General features: G+C 59.4%; 22 protein-coding genes. 10 read left to right on the forward strand and 12 right to left on the reverse strand.

All coding sequences use genetic code 11. The annotated features are described in order from the left end of the window. The first annotated feature begins 81 nt into the window (after positions 1 to 81). A complete protein-coding gene (locus BLU63_RS10670) occupies positions 82 to 1,434 on the forward strand; it encodes a HipA domain-containing protein (RefSeq protein WP_083375431.1) in 1,353 nt (450 codons plus the stop codon). Next, positions 1,431 to 1,709, forward strand: coding sequence for a helix-turn-helix domain-containing protein (locus BLU63_RS10675; RefSeq protein WP_083375432.1), 279 nt, complete (start codon positions 1,431 to 1,433; stop codon positions 1,707 to 1,709). The genes BLU63_RS10670 and BLU63_RS10675 overlap by 4 nt, the downstream gene beginning before the upstream one ends. 228 nt (positions 1,710 to 1,937) lie before the next feature. Here the strand turns inward: BLU63_RS10675 and BLU63_RS10680 are convergent, their stop codons facing one another. The 3 genes from BLU63_RS10680 to BLU63_RS10690 are packed head-to-tail and all read right to left on the reverse strand — an operon-like array spanning position 1,938 to position 3,706. After that, positions 1,938 to 2,609, reverse strand: a complete 672-nt coding sequence (locus tag BLU63_RS10680) for a GNAT family N-acetyltransferase (protein WP_083375433.1) — start codon at positions 2,607 to 2,609, stop codon at positions 1,938 to 1,940. A 17-nt stretch (positions 2,610 to 2,626) separates the two neighbouring features. Further along, a complete protein-coding gene (locus BLU63_RS10685; protein ID WP_083375434.1) occupies positions 2,627 to 3,073 on the reverse strand; it encodes a GNAT family N-acetyltransferase in 447 nt (148 codons plus the stop codon). A gap of 9 nt (positions 3,074 to 3,082) precedes the next feature. Beyond that, positions 3,083 to 3,706, reverse strand: coding sequence for an FMN-binding negative transcriptional regulator (locus tag BLU63_RS10690; RefSeq protein WP_083375435.1), 624 nt, complete (start codon positions 3,704 to 3,706; stop codon positions 3,083 to 3,085). 90 nt (positions 3,707 to 3,796) lie between these two features. Here BLU63_RS10690 and pdxR point away from each other — a divergent pair, with 90 nt between their 5' ends. Then, on the forward strand, positions 3,797 to 5,347 hold the full coding sequence (pdxR, locus tag BLU63_RS10695; protein ID WP_083375436.1) for a MocR-like pyridoxine biosynthesis transcription factor PdxR: 1,551 nt from the start codon (positions 3,797 to 3,799) through the stop codon (positions 5,345 to 5,347). A gap of 132 nt (positions 5,348 to 5,479) precedes the next feature. Here the strand turns inward: pdxR and BLU63_RS10700 are convergent, their stop codons facing one another. The 7 genes from BLU63_RS10700 to aspA all read right to left on the reverse strand — a co-directional run bounded on the left by BLU63_RS10700 (position 5,480) and on the right by aspA (position 18,252). Then, positions 5,480 to 10,063 carry a dermonecrotic toxin domain-containing protein gene (locus tag BLU63_RS10700; protein WP_083375437.1) on the reverse strand — a complete coding sequence of 1,528 codons (4,584 nt, stop codon included), beginning with the start codon at positions 10,061 to 10,063 and terminating at the stop codon, positions 5,480 to 5,482. 151 nt (positions 10,064 to 10,214) lie between these two features. After that, positions 10,215 to 11,315: a polyamine ABC transporter substrate-binding protein gene (locus BLU63_RS10705; protein WP_010465352.1), complete on the reverse strand. Its 1,101-nt coding sequence runs from the start codon at positions 11,313 to 11,315 to the stop codon at positions 10,215 to 10,217. Between the two features lie 12 nt (positions 11,316 to 11,327). Next, positions 11,328 to 12,359, reverse strand: coding sequence for a histone deacetylase family protein (locus tag BLU63_RS10710; protein WP_083375438.1), 1,032 nt, complete (start codon positions 12,357 to 12,359; stop codon positions 11,328 to 11,330). A 246-nt stretch (positions 12,360 to 12,605) separates the two neighbouring features. Next, positions 12,606 to 13,598, reverse strand: a complete 993-nt coding sequence (locus BLU63_RS10715; RefSeq protein WP_083375439.1) for an AraC family transcriptional regulator — start codon at positions 13,596 to 13,598, stop codon at positions 12,606 to 12,608. A 147-nt stretch (positions 13,599 to 13,745) separates the two neighbouring features. After that, positions 13,746 to 14,750 carry an asparaginase gene (locus BLU63_RS10720; RefSeq protein ID WP_083375440.1) on the reverse strand — a complete coding sequence of 335 codons (1,005 nt, stop codon included), beginning with the start codon at positions 14,748 to 14,750 and terminating at the stop codon, positions 13,746 to 13,748. Between the two features lie 104 nt (positions 14,751 to 14,854). Beyond that, on the reverse strand, positions 14,855 to 16,306 hold the full coding sequence (locus tag BLU63_RS10725) for an alanine/glycine:cation symporter family protein (protein WP_083375441.1): 1,452 nt from the start codon (positions 16,304 to 16,306) through the stop codon (positions 14,855 to 14,857). A gap of 521 nt (positions 16,307 to 16,827) precedes the next feature. After that, a complete protein-coding gene (aspA, locus tag BLU63_RS10730) occupies positions 16,828 to 18,252 on the reverse strand; it encodes an aspartate ammonia-lyase (protein WP_010465341.1) in 1,425 nt (474 codons plus the stop codon). Between the two features lie 180 nt (positions 18,253 to 18,432). Here aspA and BLU63_RS10735 point away from each other — a divergent pair, with 180 nt between their 5' ends. From BLU63_RS10735 to BLU63_RS10755, 5 genes are all read left to right on the forward strand, one after another. Then, positions 18,433 to 19,350, forward strand: a complete 918-nt coding sequence (locus tag BLU63_RS10735; RefSeq protein WP_077748548.1) for a LysR substrate-binding domain-containing protein — start codon at positions 18,433 to 18,435, stop codon at positions 19,348 to 19,350. A 270-nt stretch (positions 19,351 to 19,620) separates the two neighbouring features. Further along, on the forward strand, positions 19,621 to 20,112 hold the full coding sequence (purE, locus tag BLU63_RS10740; protein WP_008150032.1) for a 5-(carboxyamino)imidazole ribonucleotide mutase: 492 nt from the start codon (positions 19,621 to 19,623) through the stop codon (positions 20,110 to 20,112). Between the two features lie 11 nt (positions 20,113 to 20,123). After that, entirely contained in the window at positions 20,124 to 21,206 is a 1,083-nt protein-coding gene (locus BLU63_RS10745; RefSeq protein WP_077748549.1) for a 5-(carboxyamino)imidazole ribonucleotide synthase, read from the forward strand. A 110-nt stretch (positions 21,207 to 21,316) separates the two neighbouring features. Further along, positions 21,317 to 21,562 carry a GlsB/YeaQ/YmgE family stress response membrane protein gene (locus BLU63_RS10750; RefSeq protein WP_010465333.1) on the forward strand — a complete coding sequence of 82 codons (246 nt, stop codon included), beginning with the start codon at positions 21,317 to 21,319 and terminating at the stop codon, positions 21,560 to 21,562. Between the two features lie 89 nt (positions 21,563 to 21,651). Next, entirely contained in the window at positions 21,652 to 22,188 is a 537-nt protein-coding gene (locus tag BLU63_RS10755; protein WP_083377256.1) for a DUF3299 domain-containing protein, read from the forward strand. A gap of 135 nt (positions 22,189 to 22,323) precedes the next feature. On the opposite strand, the gene BLU63_RS10760 is transcribed toward BLU63_RS10755, so the two are convergent. Together BLU63_RS10760 and BLU63_RS10765 are read right to left on the reverse strand one after the other, a co-directional pair. Next, positions 22,324 to 23,223 (reverse strand): D-hexose-6-phosphate mutarotase, encoded by a 900-nt coding sequence (locus tag BLU63_RS10760; protein WP_083375442.1) that lies wholly within the window; start codon positions 23,221 to 23,223, stop codon positions 22,324 to 22,326. Between the two features lie 57 nt (positions 23,224 to 23,280). Then, positions 23,281 to 23,685, reverse strand: coding sequence for an acyl-CoA thioesterase (locus BLU63_RS10765; RefSeq protein WP_007896491.1), 405 nt, complete (start codon positions 23,683 to 23,685; stop codon positions 23,281 to 23,283). Between the two features lie 383 nt (positions 23,686 to 24,068). On the opposite strand from BLU63_RS10765, the gene BLU63_RS10770 reads away from it, so the two are divergent. Together BLU63_RS10770 and BLU63_RS10775 are read left to right on the forward strand one after the other, a co-directional pair. After that, on the forward strand, positions 24,069 to 25,367 hold the full coding sequence (locus tag BLU63_RS10770) for an MFS transporter (RefSeq protein WP_010465323.1): 1,299 nt from the start codon (positions 24,069 to 24,071) through the stop codon (positions 25,365 to 25,367). 231 nt (positions 25,368 to 25,598) lie between these two features. Continuing rightward, entirely contained in the window at positions 25,599 to 26,597 is a 999-nt protein-coding gene (locus BLU63_RS10775; protein ID WP_010465320.1) for a phosphate ABC transporter substrate-binding protein PstS family protein, read from the forward strand. Positions 26,598 to 26,732 lie beyond the last annotated feature (135 nt).

Below are 26,732 nucleotides of genomic sequence, written 5' to 3' on the forward strand. Positions count from 1 at the left end.
CTTGGGGCTTCACAAACGCACTATAGTGCACTCAAGGCTTAAGAAATCCTCAAGAAATGCATTTATGCAGGTGCTGATGGCATGTACGACCTGACTTTACAGATTTTCATTACAGGGAAATGGCACGACGCCATGGTCTTGAGCTTCGACAGCCCTGAAAAAGGATTCGAAAGTCGATGTAACTTCGGCTACGCAACACCTTATCTCATCGAAAATATTGAGGACATCGGAGCTCCATTTGCCAAGGCGGTGAGTGCCAGGTTTCCCCTTGAATGGGAGGGCAAGCGATCCAGTGCACCAGCATTTCTGCACGATATTGCACCTTCCGGTGCAGCCAAGAGATTTCTTCTGGCGCGCATAGGTCGCGACAAGCCTGCTGATATAAGTACTGATCTTTATTTAGTGGCCAGAAGCACTCCGGCACCGATTGGCAATATGCGCATAAAGGAATCCGTCGAGGCGGTAGATCAGCGTGAGGCTATAGGGTTTAAACGCCAAGAGGTCATTAGTCGTGATAACCGGTTTCTCGAATATGCCTATGAGCAAGGCGCCGCTATTGGTGGAGCAACGGGGGCGGGTGGCGAGGCGCCCAAACTTTTGTTAGTTCAGGGTAAGGATGGACATTTATACCCGGACGCAGTATTGGACGACGCAGACGTTACCCAGCACTGGTTCGTGAAGTTCTCTCGCAACAAAGGAAACAGGAACGATCAAGATATCCTCAGAAGCGAATACCACTACTACAAAGCACTACAGAAACTAGACATCGAGACGGTGGCAGAACAGGGCTTGGCGTTGGAAGAGGCGACCAAACCTAGTTTGTGGATGCAGCGTTTTGACCGACAAGTAACCCCTCAGGGGGTCGAGCGTTTTGCCGTGGAGTCGATCTATTCTTTGGCGCAAATAACCACGCCCGGTAGCGCAATGGACCACATGGAGGTTATCCGGCTACTTGCGAGACTCTGGCGTGAAGCGGGGCAGACGGACCAAATCCCGAATCTTGTTGCTGACTACCTGCGTCGGGATCTGATCAATAAAATCCTCGGCAACTCAGATAACCATGGCCGCAACACCGCAATCCTTCGGGACACAGCTTCGTTTCGTTTAGCACCGATCTATGATCTGGCGCCTATGGTGATGGACGACGAAGGTGTGACACGCACTACCAAATGGCCAAAAGAGCTGGAGAGAGCGGGTGACGTTGATTGGCGTGGCGTATGTCGAGCATTGGCTGACATTGCCGATCCTAATGATCCATTAGCTGCGGTGAGTGACGCGTCGAATTCTTTCGAACGATTGCGCGAGGATGCCAAACATCTGGCAGCACTCCCCGACATTTTGACCGCCAGTGGCTTGCCCGACGCAACAATGAATCACCCGCGAATTGCCTTGAAAAATCTGGAGCAGCGTTTGAAAGAGTGGGACCTGAAATGAGCATGACCGTGGCCGAGCGTACTGTACTCATTGAAAGTATCCAGGAAGGGCTGGCTCAAGGCACTCTTGAGATAGGCGAGGCAGTTCGTCGATTACGAGTAGAGGCCACAGGGCTGCACCAGACCCAATTCGCAAAAATGTGCAAAATTTCGGTGCGCACGCTGGTACATATCGAGCATGGGGAAGGGAATCAAACGTTGAAATCGCTGAATGCCGTGTTCAAGCCGTTTGGACTGAAGATGGGTGTAGTGCGGATTCGGCGAGACTTGAACTAAGAAAACTCAAGCTCCGCTTTTGCTTAATGGGTGTAGCAACGGACTGAAGTTGCGGGTATGGGCATTTATTCATAAATGCGCCTGCATTTCGCCAATGTTGATTGAGGACGGTTGTGATACTTCAGGTTCGCTGGGCTGGAGGCGGGATTTAGCGAGGCGTTAATGAACATCCAAAACTTCGCGGGCGATCCGGCTCGCCCGCGAAGCCGTACGTCCAGACTCTGAAAGCTACCCGCGGCACTCGACCAGTGTTTTCACCTGCCCGGACTCCGTCTGGTTTTCATCGGATAGCCACTGCTCAAACCCCGCGCCAATCGCCGGCCATTCTGAATCCAGAATCGAATACCACGCCGTATCCCGGTTCTGTCCCTTGACCACCATGTGCTGACGGAACACGCCTTCAAAACTGAACCCAAGCCGCTCGGCCGCGTACTTGGAGCGGGCGTTGCCGTTATTGCATTTCCACTCCAGGCGCCGGTAGCCCAGTGCAAAGGATTCCTTGGCCAGTAAGTAAACGGCCTCGGTGCTTTTCGGCGAACGCTGCATCGGCGCGCCGAAGGTGACGTGGCCGATTTCGATGCGACCTTGGGCCGGGACGATCGACATCAGACTCAGGAGGCCCTGTACATCACCGCTGGCACGGTCGATCACGCTGAAGAAATACGGGTCGCTGTTGGCCGCATGGTTGTTCAGCCAATCATTGAAAGCGCTGCGCTCCGGGAAAGGACCGTAAGGCAGATAGTCCCAGAGTTTCGGGTCTGATCCCGGGCCTTGCAGGGCTTTCCATAAACCCTCGGCGTGACGCGACGGGTCGAGTTTTTCCAGGCGGATGAAACGCCCTTCGATGGTTTGAACCGACGGCGCCGGGGCGCCTTTCCAGTCTGCGAGTGAAGTCGACATAGTGTTCTCCTTGAACCTTAAAGGGCTTTGCGAAACTGGATGAAACCGGGGCGTTCTGCGATGCGCTCGTAGAGCTGGATCGCGGTGGCGTTGGTTTCGTGGGTCAGCCAGTGGACCTTGCAGCAACCATCCGCTTTGGCGGTGGCGTACACAAATTCGATGAGCTTGCGGCCGATGCCGGTGCCCCGGGTTTGCGGCGTTACCAACAAGTCTTGAAGGTAGCAGGAGTTTTCGATACTCCAGTTCGAGCGATGGTAGATGAAGTTCACCATGCCAACCGCTTTGCCATCGACCCAGGCCAACGCCGAGTGAGTCGGTTCATTCGGGTCGAGCATGCGCTGCCAGGTGCTGTCCGTGACCGCCTCGGGCAATTCGGTGTTGTAGAAGCGCAGGTAGGCTTGCCACAGCGGCAGCCAGGCGGCGTGATCGTCTGCGCTGACCGGGCGAATTTCAATCTGACTCATGTTCATTCCTTAACGCATCAAGTGGGCGAGGGCCTGGTCATGCACATCAGGGCTGGCGGCGAGCCCCTCGCGCACACCGGCGATGTCTGCAGCGCTGCGGTTCTGACTGAGCTTGCGCTTGCCTTCCAGGCGCTGGATCGGCAGGGCAAACCCGACGATGGCATTGAGCATGCCGTCGATGTAGTCGGCGGGCGCGTCGGTGACTTTCCACGACTGCTGGCGACTTGCTTCGTGACGATCGGTCAGCGCACTCACCAGGTTGAGCAGGCGATCGGCCTCGGTGAACACGTCCGCGGTTCCGTAAGCGTGCACGGCGACGTAGTTCCAGGTCGGCACGACTTTGCCGTGCTCGGCTTTGCTCGGGTAAAACCCCGGGCTGACATAAGCGTCGGCACCGGCAAAAATCACCAGGGCTTCGGCGCCGTTCTGCAGTTCCTTCCACTGAGGATTGCCCCGGGCGAAGTGGCCGTAGAGGGTGCCATTCGGGCCCTGCTCAGGATTGAATAACAGCGGCAGATGACTGGCTTGCAAACCTTGCTCGCCGTGGGTGACCATCAGGGCGAGACGCGTGTCGATTATCTGCTGCTGCAGTTCATGCAAATCTTTGATGGCAAAGCCGCTGGGGTTGTACATGGAAATATTCCTTGGCGAATGCATCCATCCTAGGCAGGCTATTGGTCTGTTGTAAGAGCCATTAATGACCAGTTTCATAGGTCCATTGTCATGAGCGAGACGTCGCTTTCATTGTCCTTCAACCCCGCGGGTATCGAACTTGACCGTCGCCAAGGTCTGAGTCGCCAGCTCTATCAGGCCTTGCGCCTGCGGGTACTCGACGGACGACTGGCCAGTGGCACGCGATTGCCGGCCACCCGGGATCTGGCGGCGGCGTTGGCAATTTCCCGCAACAGTGTGGTGCGGGCCTACGATCAGCTCTATGCCGAGGGGTTTATCGAAGGGCGGGTGGGTGACGGGACTTACGTCGCGCAATTGCCTCAAGCCGCGGCACCCGGGAAAAAATTATCCACAAAAGTATCCACAGGGTTGTCAACAGGGTTACCCACAGCCTTATCCACAAATTGGCTGGATTTACCTGTGATTTCATCCAGTAAAGTTATCCACAGTGGCGCGTTGGGGCGCGTAGAAAAGAACCATTTGGCCCTGCCGCCGAGCGGTCCGCCGCGGGCTTTTCGGGTGGGTGTTCCGGCGTTCGATCTATTTCCTTTCGAGGTCTGGGCCAAGCTGAATGCCGCTTTCTGGCGTAAACCGGATTTACAGCAACTGTGTTATGGCGATCCGGCGGGGGACGAGCGTTTGCGCGGCATGATCGCCGCGTATTTGCGCAGTTCACGAGGGATGCAGTGTTCGGCTGAGCAAATAGTGATCACCAGCGGCGCGCAGCAGGGGATTAGCCTTTGTGCACAGCTGCTGGTGGAACCGGGCGATGGGGTGGCGATCGAGAATCCGGGGTATCGGGCGGCAGGTCATGCCTTCGCCGTGGCCGGTGCGCGATTGCATGGCGTGGCGGTGGACAGTGAGGGCATCGACTGCCAGGAATTGAATGGCCTCAGCGATTGTCGACTGGCGTATGTCACGCCGTCGCATCAATACCCGACCGGGGTGGTGATGAGCCTGGCGCGACGTCTTGAGTTACTGGCCTGGGCCGAACGTACCCAAGGCTGGATCGTCGAGGACGACTACGATGGCGAATACCGCTACAGCGGCGCGCCACTGGCCCCGTTGGCCGCACTCGACCGGCAGGGCCGGGTTTTGTACGTCGGGACGTTTGGCAAAGTTGCCTTCCCGGCGCTGCGCCTGGGTTACCTGGTGTTGCCACCAACGCTGGTGCAGGCGTTCTCGCAACGTCGAGCGGTGGACGTCCGGCACTCCGAGGTCAGTACCCAAGCGGTCATGGCCGAGTTCATGGCTACCGGGCATTTCCAGCGGCATATCCGCCGCATGCGTCGCGCGGCCCTGAGCCGGCGCAATACCTTGCTGGCCGGTTGGCCGCGGAATATTCCCGGCGTCGGCAGCCTGCCGAGTGTCGCGGCAGGGCTGCATCTGACCGTGGCGGTCGACTCACAGGCCCGCGAGCGCGAGCTGGTAGAACAGGCGGCGAGTGTCGACGTCGAGATCAATGCCCTGAGCGGTTATTGGTTGCCGGATTCGACAACACCTATGGACCAGCGCGCGGGGCTGGTCCTGGGTTTCGCGGCGGTGCCCGAGGCGGCCATCAGCGCCGCGCTCGGGCGACTGGAAAAGGTCTGGCGTCCTTAGGTGGCTGCAATGACGAGGCCGGGAAAGCCTCTTGGTGCATCGACGGTAATCAGGCGTCGGCCACTGGAGGTGGTAGATAGATATCGCGGGTAAAAAAAGACCCGCGAATGCAGGTCTCGGGTTCAGCACGGTTTATGACCCTGAGGCCGAGGCCGGTACTTTTGCGAAGAACAGGGACGTCGCCAGTTGCGGGCTGATCTCGCTGCGGTAGATCGAGATCGCCTGGAGGTCGTCGTTGGCGTGGCGGGACTCGGATGCGCCACCCAGCAGTCGTTGTTGCACGGTTTTCAGGTGTGCCGCGGTGAAGGCTTGTGCAGGTGAAGCGGGCTCCGCATAGTGAAAGTGGGCATACCACAGAACACTTTGGCTGCTGTGATCGCGGACCTCATATTCCTCGAGATAGTCTCGTTTACGGCTTTTGAGCAAGCGTCGGCCTGGATTCTTGACGATGTCGACCTGACCTTCGCTTTGCAGCCAGCGGACGCGCTCCGCTGTCGGCGGCTGTAGTTTGGTCATGCTGATTCGCGTGACGCGTCCCTGGTTATACAGCTTGGTCGCCGCGTCGTTTAGCTGCTTGACCAAAACGACGACGGATCCCGGACCGCCCTCGGTGGCATTGGTCGCGACCAACGCTGCGTCGATTGCGCTGGCGGCGTCCTGCAGCCGGTGAGCCTGCTGATGAAACATCTCCTCGATTTCCACGGGGATTCGACGCATCCCTTTTGAATGGGCTTGCGTTCGACGAATGAACGCTTCCAATCCCTCCAGCAACGCCTGCCCTTGAGCGGTGCTTGCACTCAAGTCGGGTTGGAGAACGACGGCGGAAACCGGTGGCGGGGCCACTCTTTCAACCCAGACCCCCGGGGTTTTCTCATGAAAAGTCGAGATGACTTTACCGGTCAACGCCGAGGTCACGTCGATCAGTTCTGAACCGTGTGTCATGGAGTCGGCACGAGGCTGGCCCACCACAGTACCTTTGTAGCGGGTCTTGATGATTCGCTTGGCGGGCGCGGTCGGTGGACGGGAAGGGCCGGGTAGCGGCTCGAGTGCCTTGCGCTCCCGCAGCAAGCTCGCCAGGTGTTTCACGGTGCGCTGTTGAAAACCGTCGAGACGTTGGCGCATCACGTCGAGGGCTGGTTGCAGGAATTGACCGGGAAACTCCGTGGGCAGATCGACGATGCGCTGGTCGGTGATCGTCAGTTGCTCCACCAGATCGCTGAGCCCGTCGATCCGATCCGGCAAGTGCAGCACTTCTTCGTCAGCGATCAGGTCCAGTGAGGCCTGAATCGCAAGGCCTGCATTTTCGACAACGCTCTCCAGTGCCTGGCGCGCTTCAGGTGCGGGCTCAACGCTGTTGTCGAGGCACAACTCTTGGCCGAGTGTGATCTGAAACAGTTTGAGGTCCTTTAAATCGAACGACGGCATGTTGGCTTTAACGTCGCGGATAACTTCGATGGCTTCTTTGCCGAGCAGGTTCAGTTGCTCGAAGCACGCCTGTGCCGACTCGATTTTATTGATGTAGTTGGCGGTCAACTCGCCGGTGAGTTGATGGGTTTGCCGGGTGGTCTGTGTATTTTCCGTTGACGGGTTGTCGAGAAGATCGAGGGAAAAGCGCATTTGATTGCCGAAAACCGACTGCTGTTGAACGAACCATCTTTGCAGCAGCGACAGCTGGAAATCCAGGCGACTGATCATTGCTTTTCGGTAATTGGGAATCGCCTCGCGAGCATTGAAGGCTTTCATCTGTTCCATGTTGGTGCTGAGGAGTGACATCTGCGCGTCGAGCATTTCAAGGTACACGCGGCGATGGGTGTCGGTGGCGGTCGTCGCCTGGGCGTTTTTTTGAGCTTCCTTGAGCTCTGTTTCGCGGCTTTGGGTCTGGCTTTCGAACGCGATCATTTGCTGTTTCAGTTCAGCCTGGCGTTGCCGGTTTTGTTGCTCCAGCCGTTGTTTCTCCTTGCCTCCGGCCTTGAGCCTCAGCCGCGTATCGATAAACCATTCACCCCTGGCGTTCTTGATCAGCAACGGCCCCGTGCGTGCGGGAGACCGGCGTGAATCAATGATCTGCACATCGTCATTGTCGTTGAGGGTGACCTCGAACCATCGCTGGCCAACCTTCGCATACCATTTTCCCTTGAGCGAACCGAGGTGTTGGTGAAGGCCGGGCTCGCTGGAGGCGGCGGCCATCCCTTTGGGTTCGGCGACGGCCAGTTCATCAAGCAAGACGCCCAGGGATGAAGGCGGCAGCGTGGCGATGGCGTGCATCGCTACCTCATGGGAGGGTGGAGGCTGATTGAGGTCGGGCAGATGACTCACCGTGATGGTGTGCGCAGGCTTGCTTTCGGGTATGACGCGTGGCGGCTCGACCTTCTCGGGCAACCGCGAGACGGGTTTGTTGCGAGTGGCGGCGCGATGAGCCAGCACCATGCCAAGGGTCAACAGCAGATCGGTCAGGGCGGACCAGGCGAGTGAGCTGTCATCGTTCTCAGCGGCCTCGGTAATGTCCTGCAAGTCGTCCATGATCTGCCAGATCCACGCAGCCACCCCGGCGGTGCGACCAAGAAAGGGCAGCGCGACATTGAACAGCATCCATGTGCCTTGCTTGAGTGTTGCCCAGCGGGCTTGCGCATTGGACACCGATTGTTGGTCCGCCAAGGTAATCATGGCGTTGGCGTTGGCCTTGAACAGGGCGGCCAGCGGCGTGTCATCAAGGGCTGCTGCACTGAGCGTCACCGTGCCCATCTTGCCCAGGGCTGACGTGGGATCGACCAGCAATTGGGTCAACGTCCAGACCGAAGGCAAATCACCCGAGAACACATACTGGGAATAGTTGAACCGAACATCGTCGGACAGCCAGGCCAGGATCGATTGGCGAAGTGATTTTTCGTGTTTGATGGCATACAGCAGATTGGCCTCGCTCGGGTATTGCATCAACGAGGGGGTGAGCAATGGTCGGTAGAGCAGGCACGGTCCTTGATCGGTGAGCCTGGGGCCGATGACGAACATGTTGGCGACTTCATCGCCTTGGCTGCCGGCGCGATCACCGGTCATAAAGGCCAGCGGTCGAATGACAATCTCCTGCCCGTTTACCCTGCGGTCGGCAGCGTTTTCCAGCATGACGGCATTAACGTACTGGTAACCACGTTCATCAATACCCGCCTCGCCGCGCATCTTCTGTTGCAGCGCCTGCAAGGGCAGCTGGATACGCAGATGGCGGGTGTAGAGCGTCTGTCGTCGCAACGTTTCTGCCGGGTCGTCAAGCAACTTGCGCTTGATCAGCGCCGGGTAAACCTCACCGATATTGACCTGTGTGACGAGCTTTTCAAGATAGGCAGGGGTCATCCAGATGGGCACTGCGTCGCCGTTTTTGCAGTTCACCGTCTTGTTTCCCAGCGGAACGGCAATCAGGTTTTGCAGCGCCAGCTCGATCAGCGACAGCGTGGTGGTCTGCGTCTTGCCGGGTATCACGACAGCGCCGAGCACCACGACGCTGGTGATGCTGATTTCAATGTCTTGCAGGTCCAGGTCGGCTGCCGCGGGATGATCCTTGATCATCTGCTCTCGCAGGGTCTGCAGCGCAAACGCCGGCAGTGACGCGATGTCCTCGTCGAAGGTTTTTCCAGCGTCCTGTTCCCGCAGCTGTGCCAGGTCCATCAAGTGTCGGCTATAGCGGGAGAGGTCCGCCGACGAAGCGTTTTTCAGCCAGTCGGTCAGCAACCCCTGAACCCTGTTGAAGCGTGACGACGGCAGGGCTTCAAATTCAGTGAAGCTTTTTGCCGCCGCACTGATTTGTGGCGAAAGAGGTGTGGCAGACGCGCGCTGGACCGCACCGAATGCACCGATGGCTTCGACCTCGAGCGCAATCAGCGCGCAGGCCTGGTGGTGAAAGAAGTTGCCCTCGGGCTCATACAGACGCCATTGCAGGGTCTGCTCGACGCTTGACGTTCCAGGGTGTTTGAACACGGCTTCACCCAGCGCGGCAACCGAGTCGTAACGCTTGAACCCTTCGGCTATCGAGTGCGTCAGCACCAAGGTGCGCGTGCCCGATGTGCCCACGAACACGGCGATATCCAGAACGCGCAGGTGTTCGCTGACGGCGTTCTCAAGCCGATCGGTGTCGATCAGGCAGGCCTTGGTCAGGTACTTGTCCTGTGTCCGAGTTGCGCGATCCGGGTGATCGAAGATGGCCTGGGCCATGGCTTTTTCATCCGCATCCCAGTCCAAGGCGGGATCGGGGCTCCAGATGTCCTGCAGCGATTTCGCGAGCGAATGCCAGCGCGGCGTCGAAGGGCTTGTCTCCTGGTTCCAGTAATCAAGCTGCTGTTGCTGATAGGCGATAAACAACTGCGGTGCGAGCGCATTGAGCAGGCAGCCGATGGCATCGATTTTCACCGGCAGTTGAGCCTGCGGTTCCGCGCCCGGTTGCAGGGTCAGGAAGTGTTCTCCATCGATGAGCGTCACCGTCGGTCCTGACAAACCGAGTCGTACCAACACATCGGTGAGCGATTCAAACACGTTGGGGCCGGGCACTACCTCGGTGCCGGTATCGACCCAGGTCGGGGTGACGACCGTGGCGAGTGTCGGGTCAATCCTCAACAGCGGATACAGCGCGTTGAGCGCAGGACTCAGCGCGGCCGCTGCGACTTCTCTGATCGAGGGGCCGGTGACCAGTTGGGTCAGTAGCTCTTCTGCACTCGGGGCAACGGTTTCGGACATGGTCGTCTCCTGACTGAGAGCGCGCCGCTGCTGATTGCGCAGCGCGGAATCGGGAGAAGGTATCGGGCGGCCCCCTGTGTCGGGTGGTACATAAATATCGCAGGCAAAAAAAGACCCGCGTCGCCGCGAGTCTTCGGTTTGCAGTCGGGTATCAGGTCCCGGACTTGATCTTGGTCCAGGCCCGGGTCCGCGCGCGTTCGGCATCGCGCGGCAACGGTTGCAGGGTGTACAGCGTACCCATCGCCGTTTCGGTCGGGTACAGGTTCGGGTTGTTGCGGATCGCCGGGTCGACCAGTTCCGTGGCGTCCTTGTTCGGGTTCGGGTAGCCGACGAAATCGCTGACGGGTGCAATCACCTGGGGTTGCAGCAGATAGTTGATGAAGGTGTAGGCGTCTTCCGGGTTCTTCGCGCCTTTGGGGATTGCGAGCATGTCGAACCAGATCGGCGCGCCTTCCTTGGGCAGGCGCATGTCGACGACCACACCATTCTTGGCTTCCTTGGCGCGGTTGGCAGCCTGGGAGAAGCTGCCGGAATAACCGACCGCGACGCAGATGTCGCCGTTGGCAATGTCCGCCATGTATTTGGAGGAGTGGAAGTAGGTGATGTACGGACGGATTTTCATCAACAGCGCTTCAGCCTTTTCGTAGTCCGCCGGCTTCTTGCTGTTAGGGTCCAGGCCGAGGTGTTGCAGGGCCAGGGGCAGGATTTCCGACGGCGAGTCGAGCAGGGCGACGCCGCACTGCTTGAGCTTGCTGATGTTCTCTTCCTTGAAGATCAGGTCCCAGCTGTCCACCGGCGCCTTGTCGCCCAGCGCGGCTTTGACTTTGTCCGGGTTGAAGCCGATCAGGATGGTCCCGTACATGTACGGCACGGCGAATTTGTTGCCCGGGTCGTTGCCTTCGAGCAGCTTCATCAGCTTCGGATCGAGGTGGTTCCAGTTCGGCAACTTGCTACGGTCCAGGGGCTGGAACACGCCGGCTTCGATCTGCTTGGCGAGGAACACGTTGGAGGGCACCACCACGTCGTAGCCGGAGTTACCAGTCAGCAGCTTGGCCTCAAGTGCTTCGTTGGTGTCGAAGATGTCGTAGACCAGTTTGGTCTGGGTGTTCTGCGCCTTGAAGTCTTCCAGCGCCTTGGGAGTGATGTAGTCGAACCAGTTGTAGACGCGCAACGTTCGCTCTTCAGCGTGGGCGGCGCCACCGAGTACTGTGGCGCACAGTACCGGTGCGATAAAACGCGTGAGTCTGTTCATTGTTCTAATTCCTCATTGGGCGCTTTCAAAACCTTCGAGAACGTTCACGGCATTGATGCCGATTTCTTCTACCGCGTAGCCGCCTTCCATCACGAACAGCGTCGGCTTGCCGAGCTTCGCGATGCGCGCGCCCATGGCCAGGTAATCGGGGCTGTCGAGCTTGAACTGGGAGATGGGATCGTCCTTGAACGTATCGACGCCCAAGGACACGACGACGATGTCGGCGCCGTATGTTTCGATCTCGTTGCAGGCTTGCTCCAGCGCTGCACTCCAACGGTCCCAGCCGCTGCCAGCCGGCAAAGGGTAGTTGAAGTTGAAGCCTTCACCGGCCCCTTCGCCGAGCTCGTCTTCATAGCCGAGGAAGAACGGGAATTCGGCTTCCGGGTGGCCGTGAATCGAAGTGAACAGCACATCGCTGCGTTCGTAGAAAATCGATTGGGTGCCATTGCCGTGGTGGTAGTCGACGTCGAGGATCGCGATCTTTTTGTGGCCTTGATCGAGGAACGCTTGAGCGGCGATGGCGGCGTTGTTGAGGTAGCAATAACCGCCCATCAAGTCGCTGGCGGCGTGGTGTCCCGGTGGACGGCACAGGGCAAAGGCACTGCGAGCGCCGCGCTGGATGGCGGCTTGCGCGGTGAGGGCCACTTGCGCTGCGCTGTATGCCGCTTGCCAAGTGCCGGCGGTGATCGGCGCGCCGCCGTCGAAGCTGTAATAGCCGAGCTGGCCGTGCAGGCTGGTGGGGATGATTCGGCGCAAGGTGCGGGCTGGCCAGGTGTAGGGCAGCAAATCGCCGTCGGTTTTGAATTCGGTCCAGCGTGCCCAGGCACCTTTGAAGAAGTCGAGGTAGTCGCGGCTGTGGATGCGCGCGATCGGGTCGAGGCCGAAATCCTTCGGCGCTTCGACAGGGCCGAGGTTCTGCGTTTGCACGCGTTGCAGCACATGGTCGGCACGCGAGGGCATTTCGAAGCAGGGCATCAGTTGCCCGTCCATCAATTCACAACGGCCGTGGTGCAGGTGGTGATCGTCCGAGTAGATCGTCAGCATTTCTTGTTCTCCGCAGGCTGATTCGGTTGAACACAGTCTTGCGGCGCAGCGCGATTCGGAGAACGGCAGGAAAGGCCAAAAGGGGATCGATATGGCCAAAAGATCTGACCGGAATTCGCCCTTTATTGGCGCGCAAGTGCCCCGGTGTTGGGCAACCACCTGTAGGCGCGAGGCTTGCCCGCGAAGCGTTTGGCGTGCTTGAAGACGCTTTCGCGGGCAAGCCTCGCTCCTACAGAGAGTTGGGGGTCAAGGCCGGAACTGACTCGGTGCCACACCACTCCAGCGCACGAACGCATGGCGGAAACTCGCGGTTTCGCTGAAGCCCAGCGCCTCGGCGATCCGGTAGATCGGCAGCTGATCCTCACAGAGCATCTGCTTGGCCTGCTCGAAGCGCAGTTCATCGAGCAATTCCTGATAGCTGCACCCCAAGTCCTTGAGATGGCGACGCAAGGTGCGCGCCGAGCAATTCATCTGCAACGCCAAACCTTCCAGCCCCGGGGCTGCATTCAGTTGCGCACGAAGCAACTGCCGAATCCGCCCCAACCACGCCTGACGCCCGGTGAATTCGGTGTTCTGCTTGCGGCAGCGGTCGACCATGGCCTGATGGGTGATGACATCGGCCAGCGGCAAGGGCTGGTCGAGCCAGCGCTTGTCGAATGCGAAGGCGTTATCTCGCGCGTCGAAGTGCAGCGGGCAGTCGAAGTGTTCGGCGTAGCTCGCCCGATAATCCGGCGCCGTATGTTCCAGGCGAGCGGCGAGCAATGGCAGCGGGTGCCCGAGCAGGTCATCGCAAATGACTTTCAACGACACCAGGCAGAACTCGGCGTTGAACACGGCCAGCGCCGGGTTCTCTCGATAATCGGCAGCCACGAACCACACCCGCTCGCCGTCGACTTCCAGGCTCAACTCGAAAAGTGTTCCCAACAGCGCCGGATAACGCATCGCCAGGCGCAAAGCGTCACCGAAGGTGGCAGAGGTGAGTAGCGCATAACCGAGTATGCCGTAGGACGAAACGTGCATCCGCCGGCCCAGTTCCAGGCCGATATCACGCTTGAGCGCGACGGCGTTGGCACACACCTGCATCTCCTGGTTGGTGGTGATGCGCGTGTCCGCCCGGCTCAGATCCGCCGCGCTGATGCCACTTCCCGCCAGCAGTGCTTCGCTGGACAAGCCTTCGGCCTTGAAGGTGTTGAGCACCAGGGAGACGGCGTTGAGGGTGGTGAGGTGGGAGTGGAGCATGGGAAGTTCCAGCGATTGGATGCTGGAATCGAGCAAGTTGTATGCCGCGAATGAATACTTGTAGGAGCGAGGCTTGCCCGCGAAGCTTTTGGCGCCTTCAAGGACGTCTTCGCGGGCTAGCCTCGCTCCTACAGGTCCTGCGGTGTATCAGACCAGTTCACCGCAAAGGTCGAGCTCGACCAGACGCCGGACTTCAGAGGTGTCCAGCCCGGCACCCAGCAACCCATGCAACTTGCCCAACGCCGCCTCACGGGTCATGCCGCCGCCCGAAAGCACACCCACGCCTCGCAACCGGCTACCGGCCTCGTAGACATCCAGCTCAACGCCACCTTCATGGCATTGGGTGACGGCGACAACAACTACACCTTTGTCCCGCGCCCGCTCCAGAGCGGCGAGAAATTCAGGGTTGTCGCTCGGCCCGGTGCCGCTGCCGTAACACTCCAGCACCAGGGCTTGAATACCGCTGTTCAGCACGCCATCAAGCTGCTCGGCGCCGATGCCTGGGAACAACGGCAGCACCGCGACTTTCGCCAGTTGCTTGCTCTGGTTGTAATTCAATTGAGCCGGCAGCGAAGTGGCTTTCACACCACCGCCCTGACGCTCCAGGCGCTTGAACGGATGGCGACCGAAACTACGAACCTTCGCGCAATGAGTCGGGTCCAGCAGTTCGCCGTGGAAATACAGATGAACGCCCGGCGCCAGGCCATGGCCCAGGGCAACCAGCGCACCGCTGAGGTTTTCCCAGGCATCGCTGTCGGTCACGCCGGCCGGCAGCATCGAGCCGGTGAACACCACGGGGGCATTCAGGCCGAGCAATTGAAAACTCATCGCGGCGGCGCTGTAGGCGAGGGTGTCGGTGCCGTGCAGGATCAGCACGCTGTCGCAGCCTTGGACATCAACGGCGTCGACCACCGCTTCACGCAGTTGCTGCCAGTACGTCGGGCTCATGTTGGCGCTGTCGATCAGCGGCGACATTTCGCGAAAGCGCCACTGCGGCACGACCACGTCGGGCTGGCTGTGCAGATATTCACGCATCCGCGCTTCGAAACCGGACGCCGGGGCCAGGCCATTGGCGCTGGCTTGCATGCCGATGGTGCCACCGGTGTAGAGCACCATGACGTGCTGGGCGGCTGGGTAGGAGTTGGGAACCATGGGAAAGTCTCCGCAAGAGATGACATGTGGGAGCGAGCCTGCCCGCTCCCACAAGTTGTGCACTTTAACTGACGGGCGCAGAGGATGCGCCCGTCGTTTACCCATCAGCGTTGCGCTGCGGGTACGCCTTGCAGTTCGGCTTCAGCCTTTGGAGCCGCGGCCGGCGGATTGGCTGGCCAGGCGTTCAAGTCCAGGTCCAGATCCGGGAATTTGCTCGAATCGAACACCGGCGTCTTGATCCCGGCGGCACGCTGGTCATCGTAGTCACGCAGGATGCGCATGCCGACCTTGAACAGCAGGAACAGCGCGATCAGGTTCACGAACGCGAGCATGGTCATGGTGATGTCGGCGAAGGCGAACACCGTGCCGAGGTTTTCGATGGCGCCCCAGAAAATCAACACCAGCACCAGCGTGCGGTAGCCAATCAGCGCCTTGCGGTTTTCACCGATCAGGAAGCGCAGGTTGCTCTCGCCCAGGTAGTAGTTGTAGAGGATCGAGGTGAACACGAACAACGACAACGCCACGGAAATGAAGCTGCGGCCCCAGTCACCGACCACGGCGGCCAGCGAGTTCTGAGTTAAAGCAATGCCGTCGCCTTCGAAGCCTGGGGTGTAGAAACCCGAGAGCAGGATCAGCAATGCGGTGCAGGTGCAGATCACGAAAGTATCGAGGAACACGCTGAACGCCTGAACCACGCCTTGTGCCACCGGGTGCTCGACGGAAGCCACGGCCGCCACGTTCGGCGCACTGCCCAGGCCCGCTTCGTTGGCGAACACGCCACGTTTCACGCCCATGACGATTGCGCTGCCGATCAGGCCGCCGAACGCCTGGTCCAGACCGAAAGCACTTTTGACGATGGTCATCAGCATGCCCGGAACCTGATCGAACTGCAGCACGATCACGTAGATGGTCACGCCGATGTACACCAGGGTTTTCACCGGCACCAGCAGGTCAGCGACCTTGGCGATGCGCTTGATCCCGCCGATGAATACCAGGCCGAGCAGCACCGCCAGGGCCAGGCCTGTGTAGGTGGTGTCGAGGCCGAACGCGTTGTTCAGCGAGTGAGTCACGGCGTGGGATTGCAGGCCGTTGAAGGCAAACCCGAAGGTCACCAGCAACAGGAACGCCATGATCATGCCCAGCCAGCGTTTCTGCAGACCGTGCTGGATGTAATAGGACGGGCCGCCACGGTAGGTGCCGTCGGCATCGCAGCGCTTGTAGAGCTGGCCGAGGGAACATTCGAAGAAGCTGCTGGACATGCCGACCAGTGCGGTCACCCACATCCAGAACACCGCCCCCGGGCCACCCAGGGTAACGGCGATGCCGACACCGGCGATGTTACCCGCGCCGACACGGCCGGCGAGGCTGAGCATCAAGGCCTGGAACGAACTGAGTTGGCCGGCGCTGCTTTTCAGGCTGTCGCGGAACACCGCGAACATGTGGAAGAAATGGCGCAATTGAACGAAACGCGAGCGGATCGTGAAGTAGCTACCGAGCCCGACAATGAGCACGATCAGTACTTTCCCTGAGAGGAAGTCGTTAATGACTTCGAGCATGGATTATTCCTCGCTGTTTTTTGTGTAGGCAAATGTTGGGCAGGCAGAAACATCGCGTTACACCGGTGTGCACGTGGCACAACAGTGAGGCGAGTGTTCGTCCCGGGCCCATATCGCAGGTTTGTTATTAGTTCGGGTTTCGCATGGGTTTGGGCCTCGTTACCGACGACCGCTCACGCGAAGAGGGGCGGCACTATACCTAGGAGAGTGCCGTCCGTCTGCACGGTTGTGGTGCAAGCGACGAAACGAAGCCTTTGAAACACCTGACTTTTTGAGCCAGGCCTTTGTAGGCGTGAGCCTGCTCGCGATGCAGGCACCGCGGTATTTCAGTTACACCGCGTTATCGTTCATCGCGAGCAGGATCACTCCTACAGAAGACGGTTTTCCTTACAAAAGTTAAAAAAAAGGGCTTGGGGAATAAATCCCCAAGCCCTCAAAAGGTGAGAGGTGTCTAGTCCCTCGACCTGGTGAGCGTGTGGCTCCTGGTGCTCTTCGTTAAAAGAGCAAGAGTCTGCGTTCGGTCAAGCCTTCAAAGGCACCAGACGCGGAGCAATCATGTTTTCCGGGCGCAGGATGTCGGCGAGCATTTCGTCGTCGAGCAAGCCTTCTTCGCGCACCAGTTCCAGCACGCCGCGGCCGCTTTCGAGGGCGATACGGGCGATGCGGGTGGCGTTTTCATAGCCGATGTACGGGTTCAGCGCGGTGACCAGGCCGATCGAGTGCTCGACCAGCTCACGGCAACGCTCTTCGTTGGCGGTGATGCCGACGATGCAGTGCTCGCGCAGCATGTCCATGGCGCGTTGCAGCAGGCGGATCGAGTCGAAGATCTTGAAGGCGATCAGCGGCTCCATCACGTTCAGTTGCAACTGGCCGCCTTCGGCAGCGATGGTCAGGGCCAGGTCGTTGCCGATGATCTGGAACGCTACCTGGTTAACCGCTTCCGGGATTACCGGGTTGACCTTGCCGGGCATGATCGAGCTGCCTGGCTGACGCGCCGGCAGGTTGATTTCGTTGATGCCGGTGCGCGGGCCGCTGGACAGCAGGCGCAGGTCGTTGCAGATCTTCGACAGCTTGACCGCGGTGCGCTTGAGCATGCCGGAGAACAGCACGAAGGCGCCCATGTCGGAAGTGGCTTCGATCAGGTCGGCCGCCGGAACCAGCGGTTGACCGCTGATCAGGGCCAGGCGCTGAACGGCCAGGTGCTGGTAACGCGGGTCGGCGTTGATGCCGGTACCGATCGCGGTGCCGCCCAGGTTCACTTCGGTCAGCAGTTCAGGGGCCAGTGTTTTCAGGCGTGCCAGGTCTTCGCTCAACGTGGTGGCGAAGGCGCGGAATTCTTGACCCAGGGTCATCGGCACGGCGTCTTGCAGCTGGGTACGGCCCATCTTCAAGACGTGGCTGAACTCAACACCCTTGGCAGCGAACGCCTGGATCAGGCTGTCGAGGCTGGCCAGCAGCGCGTCGTGACCCAGCAGCAGACCCAGGCGGATCGCGGTCGGGTAGGCGTCGTTGGTCGACTGCGCCATGTTCACGTCGTTGTTCGGGTGCAGGTATTGGTACTCGCCCTTCTGGTGACCCATGGCCTCCAGCGCGATGTTGGCGATGACTTCGTTGGCATTCATGTTGGTCGAAGTGCCAGCGCCGCCTTGAATCATGTCCACCACGAACTCTTCGTGGAAATCGCCGCGGATCAGACGGGCACAGGCTTCGCTGATGGCCGCGTGCTTGGCTTCGCTCAGGTGACCCAGCTCGCGGTTGGCGTCAGCGGCGGCCTGTTTGACCATCGCCAGGCCGACAACCAGCTTCGGGTAATGCGAAATCGGAACGCCGGAGAGACGGAAGTTGTTCACCGCTCGCAGGGTCTGGATGCCGTAATACGCTTGAGCAGGTACTTCGAGTACGCCAAGCAGGTCTTTTTCTGTGCGGAAAGATGCAGCGGAGGACATGATAGAAATCATCTCGATAAGGACCCGGTCTGTGCCGGAACGCTGCAAATGCTAGGCTTGTAGAGAATTTTCGGCCAATGCTGTTAAACACTGGCCTATGCACATTCGGCATAATGCCGGTGTGACGCCGTGTGTGCGGCGAGCGTGTGACCTAAATTGGTGCGTGTCCGGGAGGACGTGATGAATCTGGAAAGTAAATGGCTCGAGGACTTCAGCGCCTTGGCCGCCACCCGCAGCTTCTCCCAGGCTGCGGAACGCCGCTTCGTGACTCAGCCCGCGTTCAGTCGCCGAATCCGCAGCCTGGAAGCCGCGCTGGGGCTGACGTTGGTCAACCGCTCGCGCACGCCGGTCGAACTGACGGCGGCGGGGCAGTTGTTCCTGGTGACTGCGCGGACTGTGGTTGAACAGCTCGGCGAAGTGCTGCGCCACCTTCATCACCTGGAAGGCGGGCAGGGCGAAGTGATGCAAGTGGCTGCCGCTCACTCTTTGGCCTTGGGTTTCTTTCCGCGCTGGATCGCGCAGTTGCGCAATGAAGGCCTGAACATTGCCACGCGGTTGGTGGCGACCAACGTCGGCGACGCGGTGCATGCGCTGCGCGAGGGCGGTTGCGACTTGATGCTGGCGTTCTATGACCCGGACGCGGCCTTGCAGATGGACCCGGAAATCTTCCCGTCGCTGCACCTTGGCCACACCGAGATGTTGCCGGTGTGCGCGGCGGATGCCGAGGGCAAACCCTTGTTCGATCTGGAAGGCGAGGCCAGTGTGCCGCTGCTCGCTTACAGCGCCGGTGCGTTTCTCGGGCGTTCGGTCAATATGCTGCTGCGCCAGCGTGCGCTGCGCTTCACCACCATCTATGAGACCGCCATGGCCGACAGCCTGAAAAGCATGGCGCTCGAGGGGTTGGGGATTGCCTGGGTGCCGCAATTGAGCGTGCGTGCCGAACTGGCGCGCGGTGAACTGGTGGTCTGCGGCGGCCCGCAATGGCATGTGCCGCTGGAGATCCGACTGTATCGCTGCGCGCTGGTGCGCAAGGCGAACGTTCGTTTGCTGTGGCGCAAACTGGAAGGCGGCGCCGCCCAAGGCACGACGGGTTCCTGAAACCATTGAAGATCAAAAGTGGGAGCGAGCAGGCTCGCTCCCACAGGGGATTTGTGGTGTTCTTTCGCTGACCTTCAAGTCAATAAAACCGGCACTTTGCGCCGTATGACAGATGGTCGTTTCAGGGGCTGTTTATCTGCTTCATTGAGGTATACTGCGCGGCCTTCGGCCGGCTTGACTGGCCATAATTCGTACAATCAAGCCACGCATTTTGCGTGGCTTGTTGTTTTTTGACGCGCCTGCGGGCGCCCAGAGAGAAGAGGCACGACGATGAGTGCACTGGTTGGCGTGATCATGGGCTCCAAGTCCGATTGGTCCACCCTTAGCCACACCGCCGATATGCTGGAAAAGCTCGGCATCCCTTACGAGGTGAAAGTGGTCTCTGCCCACCGCACCCCGGACCTGCTGTTCCAGTACGCCGAAGAGGCGGAGGCGCGTGGCATCGAGGTGATCATCGCCGGTGCCGGCGGCGCGGCCCACTTGCCTGGCATGTGTGCGGCCAAGACCCACCTGCCGGTGCTGGGCGTGCCGGTGCAGTCGTCGATGCTCTCGGGCGTCGATTCGCTGCTTTCGATCGTGCAGATGCCAGCGGGCATTCCGGTTGCCACCCTGGCCATCGGAAAGGCCGGCGCGATCAACGCAGCCCTGCTGTCGGCGAGTATCCTCGGCGCCAAGCACCCGCAGTTCCACGCGGTGCTGAAAAAATTCCGCGCTGAGCAGACAGACAGCGTCCTGGAAAATCCAGACCCACGCATCGCCTGAGGTTGTTGACGATGAAGATCGGTGTAATCGGTGGCGGCCAGTTGGGCCGCATGTTGGCGTTGGCGGGCACCCCGCTGGGCATGAACTTCGCTTTCCTGGACCCGGCACCGGATGCTTGCGCAGCCGCGTTGGGCGAACACCTGCGGGCCGATTATGGCGATCAGGACCACCTGCGTCAGCTGGCTGATGAAGTCGATCTGGTGACCTTCGAGTTCGAAAGTGTCCCGGCTGAAACCGTGGCTTTCCTGTCGCAATTCGTCCCGGTCTACCCGAGCGCCGAAGCCCTGCGCATCGCCCGCGATCGCTGGTTCGAGAAGAGCATGTTCAAGGACCTGGGGATTCCCACCCCTGCGTTCGCCGACATTCAATCGCAAGCCGATCTGGACGCTGCCGTGGCGTCGATCGGTCTGCCGGCCGTGCTGAAAACCCGCACCCTGGGTTACGACGGCAAGGGCCAGAAAGTCCTGCGCAAACCGGAAGACGTGGTCGGCACCTTCGCCGAACTGGGCAGCGTGGCCTGCCTGCTGGAAGGCTTCGTGCCGTTCACCGGCGAGGTCTCGCTGATCGCTGTGCGTGCTCGCGATGGGGAAACCAGGTTCTATCCGCTGGTTCACAACACCCACGACAGCGGCATCCTCAAACTGTCCGTGGCCAGCACCGACCATCCGCTGCAAGCCTTGGCGGAAGACTATTCCAGCCGCGTGCTCAAGCAGCTGAATTACGTCGGCGTTATGGCGTTCGAGTTCTTTGAAGTCGACGGTGGCCTCAAGGCCAACGAAATCGCCCCGCGCGTGCATAACTCGGGTCACTGGACCACTGAAGGCGCCGAGTGCAGCCAGTTCGAAAACCACCTGCGGGCTGTTGCTGGCCTGCCGCTGGGTTCGACGGCGAAGGTCGGCGAGAGCGCGATGCTCAACTTCATCGGCAAAGTCCCGGAGACTGAAAAGGTCCTGGCCATCGCCGATTGCCATCTGCATCACTATGGCAAAGCGTTCAAGGCTGGCCGCAAGGTCGGTCATGCCAACCTGCGTTGTGCAAACCGCGAAACACTGGCCGCGCAGATCCTCAAGGTCGAAGCGCTCATCGCCGAATAAACAGTTTCATGTGGCAGCGGCGGAACCATTCTAGGTCCGCCGTTCTCTCATGGCAGGATGCGAAAGTCTGACTAGGCTTCTGCATTGCCATTCAATCAGAGGGAAGTGCCATGGGAATTATCGGAACCATCTTTATCGGCTTGATCGTCGGCCTGCTGGCTCGGTTCCTGAAACCGGGTGATGACAGCATGGGCTGGATCATGACCATCCTGCTCGGTATCGGCGGTTCGCTGGCGGCCACTTATGGCGGCCAGGCTCTGGGCATCTATCACGCAGGCGAAGGTGCAGGCTTCATCGGTGCGCTGGTCGGTGCGGTGGTGCTGCTGGTGATCTACGGTTTGATCAGAAAGAACTGATTCAAGCGACGAAGTCCTCTCCGCGCCGCACGCGGGGAGGGCTAGAATGCTCGGCGTTGCACAGACCTCTCCTTATGCCGAGCACCTTCATGCGCCGTTTTCTGCTGACTATTCTTTTACTGGGTACGGGCCTTGCCCATGCCGGCGAACTGCCGGAAACCGACTGGCTCGAACTGATGCCCAAGTCGGACCAGAAAGCCCTCGAGGCCATGCCCGAAATCGACCACAACTCCCCCGAAGGCGATGGCACCTTTACTGAAAAAGGTGGCATGAAGCAGAGCAAGGGCTTGCCGGCGGTGATGTATTCGACCAAAACCGTGCCGTCGATGAACGACAAGAACATCCGCATCGGCGGTTATCCGGTACCGCTGGAGTCCGACGCCAAGGGCCGCAGCACGCTGTTCTTCCTTGTCCCGTACCCGGGCGCCTGCATCCACGTGCCGCCACCGCCACCTAACCAATTGGTGTTGGTGCGTTATCCGAAGGGTTTGAAGCTGGACGATATCTACACACCGCTGTGGGTGACCGGCACGCTGAAGGTCGAGAAGGTCAACAATGATTTGGCTGACGCGGCGTATGCGCTGGATGCGGCGAAGGTGCGGGTGGTGCAGGAGTCGGATTTGTAACAGCGCCAACCAGACTGGCAAAGATCCACTGTGTGCGAGCCTGCTCGCGATAGCGGTGTAACAGCCAATATTGATGTTGGATGTTATGACGTCATCGCGAGCAGGCTCGCTCCCACATTGGTTTTGTGGTGTTGATTATAAAAGGTTGCTGGCGATGCTGACTTCGAGAGTGTGGGTGGCGCCGGGTTTCAGCGTCACCACATCATCCATCACATTCGCCGTCTCGATGCACAGCATCTTCTGCCAGCCATCGTCGGCCATGTCGCTGAACGCCACCGCGCGTTCGATCCACGGGTTCCAGATCACCGCCGAGCGCGAACCACTGCTGGTCAGCTCAATGCGCCGTTTCCAGGCCGGGTCGACAATGCTCAGCTTCGCCGGGGTATCGAGGTAGATACGGTCGGTTTCGCCGGTAAAGCGCAGATCGCCGGTCTGGGTCACGGTTTTCCAGTCGTCCAGCGTTTCGATATAGCTCAAGCCATCCAGCCCTTCGACATGCACCGTGCGCACATCACTGACAGCGAAGTAACTGTGCAACGCCTGGCTGATGGTGACGGTATCGGTGCCCTGATTGTGGCTGGTCAAGCTGATGTGCAGTTGCTCATCCAGACGGATGCTCAACTTCAGATCCACCTGATGTGGCCAGCCTGGAAAGCCGCCTTCGGGGTAGGGCAGGACGAATTCCACCTTCAGGCTCTCACCCTCGGTTTCTATGCCGCCCAATTCCCAATCCATCGCCCGGACAAAACCGTGGGCAGTCGGCGGTTCGTTGCTGACGCGCATCGCCTGGACGCTTTGCGGGTTGCGCTTGAAATTGCCGAACCACGGCCAGCACACCGGCACGCCGGCGCGGATGCTCTTGCCAGTCTTGAACACGGCCTCATCGTTAAGCCAGATCAGCGGCGGTTGGCCGGCCAATTGATAACTGAGGATGTGCGCGCCTTGCTGCGCAACCAGCAATTCGGCCTGACCGTGGCGGATGCGCCAGCAGTTCAGTTCATCCAGTTTCACGGCTTCAACGTTGGGCGTGCTCATGGGGCAACTCTCGATCAGGAACAATGACTGCAATGGACCGCAGAAAGGTCGCCGTGTTTAACGCGCGCGTGGAGGAACCGAACGAGTACGGCCGCTGCCATCAATCGCGACAAACACAAACACGGCTTCAGTCACTTTACGCCACTCGCTGGACAGCGGATCGTCGCTCCAGACTTCGACCATCATCTGAATCGAGCTGCGGCCGATTTCCAGCGCCTGGGTATAGAAGGAAAGCTGAGCGCCCACCGCCACCGGGACCAGGAACGCCATGCGATCAATCGCCACGGTTGCTACGCGCCCACCCGCAACTTTGCTGGCCATTGCGGTGCCGGCCAAATCCATCTGTGCCACCAGCCAGCCGCCGAAAATATCGCCAAAGCCGTTGGTTTCACGCGGAAGCGCGGTGATTTGCAGGGCAAGGTCGCCTTGCGGAATTGGATCTTCTTGTTCGAGCTCTATCATGCCGGGGGTGCCTCTGACCCGTGACTCTTCATTGGTACTTCAGGTGAATAGCCGTCTCAAGAAAAAACGATTCAGCCCCGAACATACTACGTTCGTCACGTTTTTCGAAAGGCGCCTAAAGGGAAACTCTGCGAAACCGACTGAGCCACGCAATGACCTTGCCAGTCATCCAGCGCGTTTTCGCACAGCAACCCCTTACAAATGCTGCAACGCAGCGAGTATATCGATCGGTAGACTCCGAGACGACCGTCCGGTTCTCATTTTGACCGTCAAATACGCACCTCTATGTGCTTTTTCGAACAATTTGCTATCGTGCCGGACCTGCCCAAGCCCTCGCCAGCGTTGTTGGGGTTGCAGATCCGACTATAAGAGAAGCCCTTGCCATGACCACAGCGCCCTCTAGCATCGCGCAGCCGACCCAGCCCGCACGCCCGTTAACCCGTAGCGACTACAAGACGTTATCGCTGTCTGCCTTGGGCGGTGCACTGGAGTTTTACGACTTCATCATCTTCGTGTTCTTCGCCACGGTGGTGGGCAAACTGTTCTTCCCGGCGGACATGCCCGAGTGGCTGCGCCTGATGCAGACGTTCGGCATTTTCGCCGCCGGCTACCTCGCTCGTCCGTTGGGCGGCATTGTGATGGCCCATTTCGGCGACCTGCTTGGCCGCAAAAAGATGTTCACCCTGAGCATTTTCATGATGGCGGTGCCGACCCTGATCATGGGTCTGCTGCCGACTTATGCGCAGATCGGCATGTGGGCGCCGATCCTGTTGCTGTTGATGCGGGTGATTCAAGGCGCGGCGATTGGCGGTGAAGTGCCGGGCGCGTGGGTATTCGTTTCCGAACACGTGCCGCAGCGACATATCGGTTATGCCTGCGGCACCCTGACGAGCGGTCTGACGGCTGGCATCCTCCTGGGTTCATTGGTCGCCACGGCGATCAACAGCATTTACACCCCGCTGGAAGTGTCCGATTACGCCTGGCGGATCCCGTTCCTGCTGGGTGGCGTGTTCGGTCTGTTCTCGGTCTACCTGCGCCGCTGGTTGCACGAGACCCCAGTGTTTGCCGAACTGCAACTGCGCAAGGCCCTGGCCGAAGAAGTGCCGCTGCGCGCGGTGCTGCGTGACCATCGCGGTGCGATCCTGATTTCCATGTTGCTGACCTGGCTGCTGTCCGCCGGCATCATCGTGGTCATTCTGATGACGCCGACCGTGCTGCAGACCGTTTACCACTTCTCGCCAACTACCGCGTTGCAGGCCAACAGCCTGGCGATCGTGTTCCTGAGTGTAGGTTGCGTGGCTTCCGGTGCCCTGGCTGACCGTTTCGGCGCTGGCCGAGTGTTTGTGTTTGGCAGCGCCGCGCTGTTGATCAGCTCGTGGACGTTCTATCACAGCCTGTTCAACCACCCGGACTGGCTGTTCCCGATGTACGCCTTGACCGGTTTCCTGGTCGGGACCATCGGTGCAGTGCCCTACGTGATGGTCAAAGCCTTTCCAGCGGTGGTGCGCTTCAGCGGGTTGTCGTTCTCCTACAACCTGGCCTATGCGATTTTCGGTGGTTTGACGCCGATGGTGGTGACGCTGCTGCTCAAGGAAAGCCCGATGGGACCTGCCTACTACGTGGCGATCATTTGCGGGGTCGGGATTCTGGTGGGTGCGTATCTTTGGAAGAAGGGTCGCTGATCCCCGAAACTGTCTGTAGCTGTACCGGCCCTATCGCAAGCAGGCTAGCGCCCACATTGAATTGCATTGCAATGTGGGGCTAGCCTGCTAGCGATTTGGGGCGCATGAATTATCCGGTAAAAACTCGAATGCTGGCCTTTCATCCAATTGTCATATTTCAGCCATAGAGTGTTCACACGGCCTGCTGATACTTGGCCCCGACTAACACACCCTATCTGCTAGGAGTAAGGCATGAAACTGAAGCGTTTGATGGCGGCAATGACTTTTGTCGCTGCTGGCGTTGCGACTGCCAACGCGGTTGCCGCTGTTGACCCTGCTATCCCGAGCTACACCAAGACCACTGGTGTGTCGGGCAACCTGTCCAGCGTCGGCTCCGATACCCTGGCCAACCTCATGACCCTGTGGGCTGAGAACTACAAAAAAGAATACCCGAACGTCAACATCCAGATTCAGGCTGCCGGTTCCTCTACCGCGCCACCTGCGCTGACTGAAGGCACCGCTAACCTGGGCCCGATGAGCCGCAAGATGAAGGACAACGAGCTGCAAGCCTTCGAAACCAAATACGGCTACAAGCCAACCGCTATCCCGGTTGCCGTGGACGCCCTGGCTGTCTTCGTACACAAAGACAACCCGATCCAGCACATGACCATGGAGCAAGTCGACGCGATCTTCTCCTCGACTCGTCTGTGCGGTGCTAAAACCGACGTGAAAACCTGGGGTGATCTGGGCGTGACGGGCGACCTGGCCAACAAGCCGGTTCAGCTGTTCGGTCGTAACTCGGTATCCGGCACCTACGGCTACTTCAAAGAAGAAGCCCTGTGCAAAGGCGACTACAAGCCAAACGTCAACGAACAACCAGGTTCGGCTTCGGTTGTGCAGTCGATCAGCTCCTCGCTGAACGGCGTGGGTTACTCGGGCATCGGCTACAAGACCGCTAGCGTGAAGACAGTGGCTCTTGCCAAGAAAGGCAGCACTGAGTTCATCGAAGACAGCGAAGAAAACGCCCTGAACGGCAAGTACCCACTGTCGCGTTTCCTCTACGTTTACGTCAACAAAGCCCCGAACAAGCCTCTGGCCCCGCTGGAAGCTGAGTTCGTGAAACTGATTCTGTCCAAACAGGGTCAGGAAGTTGTAGTGAAAGACGGTTACATCCCACTGCCGGCCAAGGTTGCTGCAAAAGCACTGGCTGACCTGGGTCTGCAAGAAGGCGGCAACGTAGCAAAAAAGTAAAACCCTGAGCCCGGGGTAATCCCGGGCTCTGCAGGAGCGAGGCTTGCCCGCGAAAGCGGTGGTTCAGTCAACGTGACGTTGAATGTAATGACGCCTTCGCGAGCAAGCTTCGATCCTGCAAATGCCGGTACGCCG

The organism is Pseudomonas mandelii, assembly GCF_900106065.1.
Classification (GTDB): domain Bacteria; phylum Pseudomonadota; class Gammaproteobacteria; order Pseudomonadales; family Pseudomonadaceae; genus Aquipseudomonas; species Aquipseudomonas mandelii.

What these genes read in the sequence shown, in the direction of transcription:
- BLU63_RS10670 (WP_083375431.1), top strand. Translation starts at nt 82, where the DNA reads ATGTACGACCTGACTTTACAGATTTTCATTACAGGGAAATGGCACGAC.
- BLU63_RS10675 (WP_083375432.1), top strand. Translation starts at nt 1,431, where the DNA reads ATGAGCATGACCGTGGCCGAGCGTACTGTACTCATTGAAAGTATCCAG.
- BLU63_RS10680 (WP_083375433.1), bottom strand. Translation starts at nt 2,609, where the DNA reads ATGTCGACTTCACTCGCAGACTGGAAAGGCGCCCCGGCGCCGTCGGTT.
- BLU63_RS10685 (WP_083375434.1), bottom strand. Translation starts at nt 3,073, where the DNA reads ATGAGTCAGATTGAAATTCGCCCGGTCAGCGCAGACGATCACGCCGCC.
- BLU63_RS10690 (WP_083375435.1), bottom strand. Translation starts at nt 3,706, where the DNA reads ATGTACAACCCCAGCGGCTTTGCCATCAAAGATTTGCATGAACTGCAG.
- pdxR (WP_083375436.1), top strand. Translation starts at nt 3,797, where the DNA reads ATGAGCGAGACGTCGCTTTCATTGTCCTTCAACCCCGCGGGTATCGAA.
- BLU63_RS10700 (WP_083375437.1), bottom strand. Translation starts at nt 10,063, where the DNA reads ATGTCCGAAACCGTTGCCCCGAGTGCAGAAGAGCTACTGACCCAACTG.
- BLU63_RS10705 (WP_010465352.1), bottom strand. Translation starts at nt 11,315, where the DNA reads ATGAACAGACTCACGCGTTTTATCGCACCGGTACTGTGCGCCACAGTA.
- BLU63_RS10710 (WP_083375438.1), bottom strand. Translation starts at nt 12,359, where the DNA reads ATGCTGACGATCTACTCGGACGATCACCACCTGCACCACGGCCGTTGT.
- BLU63_RS10715 (WP_083375439.1), bottom strand. Translation starts at nt 13,598, where the DNA reads ATGCTCCACTCCCACCTCACCACCCTCAACGCCGTCTCCCTGGTGCTC.
- BLU63_RS10720 (WP_083375440.1), bottom strand. Translation starts at nt 14,750, where the DNA reads ATGGTTCCCAACTCCTACCCAGCCGCCCAGCACGTCATGGTGCTCTAC.
- BLU63_RS10725 (WP_083375441.1), bottom strand. Translation starts at nt 16,306, where the DNA reads ATGCTCGAAGTCATTAACGACTTCCTCTCAGGGAAAGTACTGATCGTG.
- aspA (WP_010465341.1), bottom strand. Translation starts at nt 18,252, where the DNA reads ATGTCCTCCGCTGCATCTTTCCGCACAGAAAAAGACCTGCTTGGCGTA.
- BLU63_RS10735 (WP_077748548.1), top strand. Translation starts at nt 18,433, where the DNA reads ATGAATCTGGAAAGTAAATGGCTCGAGGACTTCAGCGCCTTGGCCGCC.
- purE (WP_008150032.1), top strand. Translation starts at nt 19,621, where the DNA reads ATGAGTGCACTGGTTGGCGTGATCATGGGCTCCAAGTCCGATTGGTCC.
- BLU63_RS10745 (WP_077748549.1), top strand. Translation starts at nt 20,124, where the DNA reads ATGAAGATCGGTGTAATCGGTGGCGGCCAGTTGGGCCGCATGTTGGCG.
- BLU63_RS10750 (WP_010465333.1), top strand. Translation starts at nt 21,317, where the DNA reads ATGGGAATTATCGGAACCATCTTTATCGGCTTGATCGTCGGCCTGCTG.
- BLU63_RS10755 (WP_083377256.1), top strand. Translation starts at nt 21,652, where the DNA reads ATGCGCCGTTTTCTGCTGACTATTCTTTTACTGGGTACGGGCCTTGCC.
- BLU63_RS10760 (WP_083375442.1), bottom strand. Translation starts at nt 23,223, where the DNA reads ATGAGCACGCCCAACGTTGAAGCCGTGAAACTGGATGAACTGAACTGC.
- BLU63_RS10765 (WP_007896491.1), bottom strand. Translation starts at nt 23,685, where the DNA reads ATGATAGAGCTCGAACAAGAAGATCCAATTCCGCAAGGCGACCTTGCC.
- BLU63_RS10770 (WP_010465323.1), top strand. Translation starts at nt 24,069, where the DNA reads ATGACCACAGCGCCCTCTAGCATCGCGCAGCCGACCCAGCCCGCACGC.
- BLU63_RS10775 (WP_010465320.1), top strand. Translation starts at nt 25,599, where the DNA reads ATGAAACTGAAGCGTTTGATGGCGGCAATGACTTTTGTCGCTGCTGGC.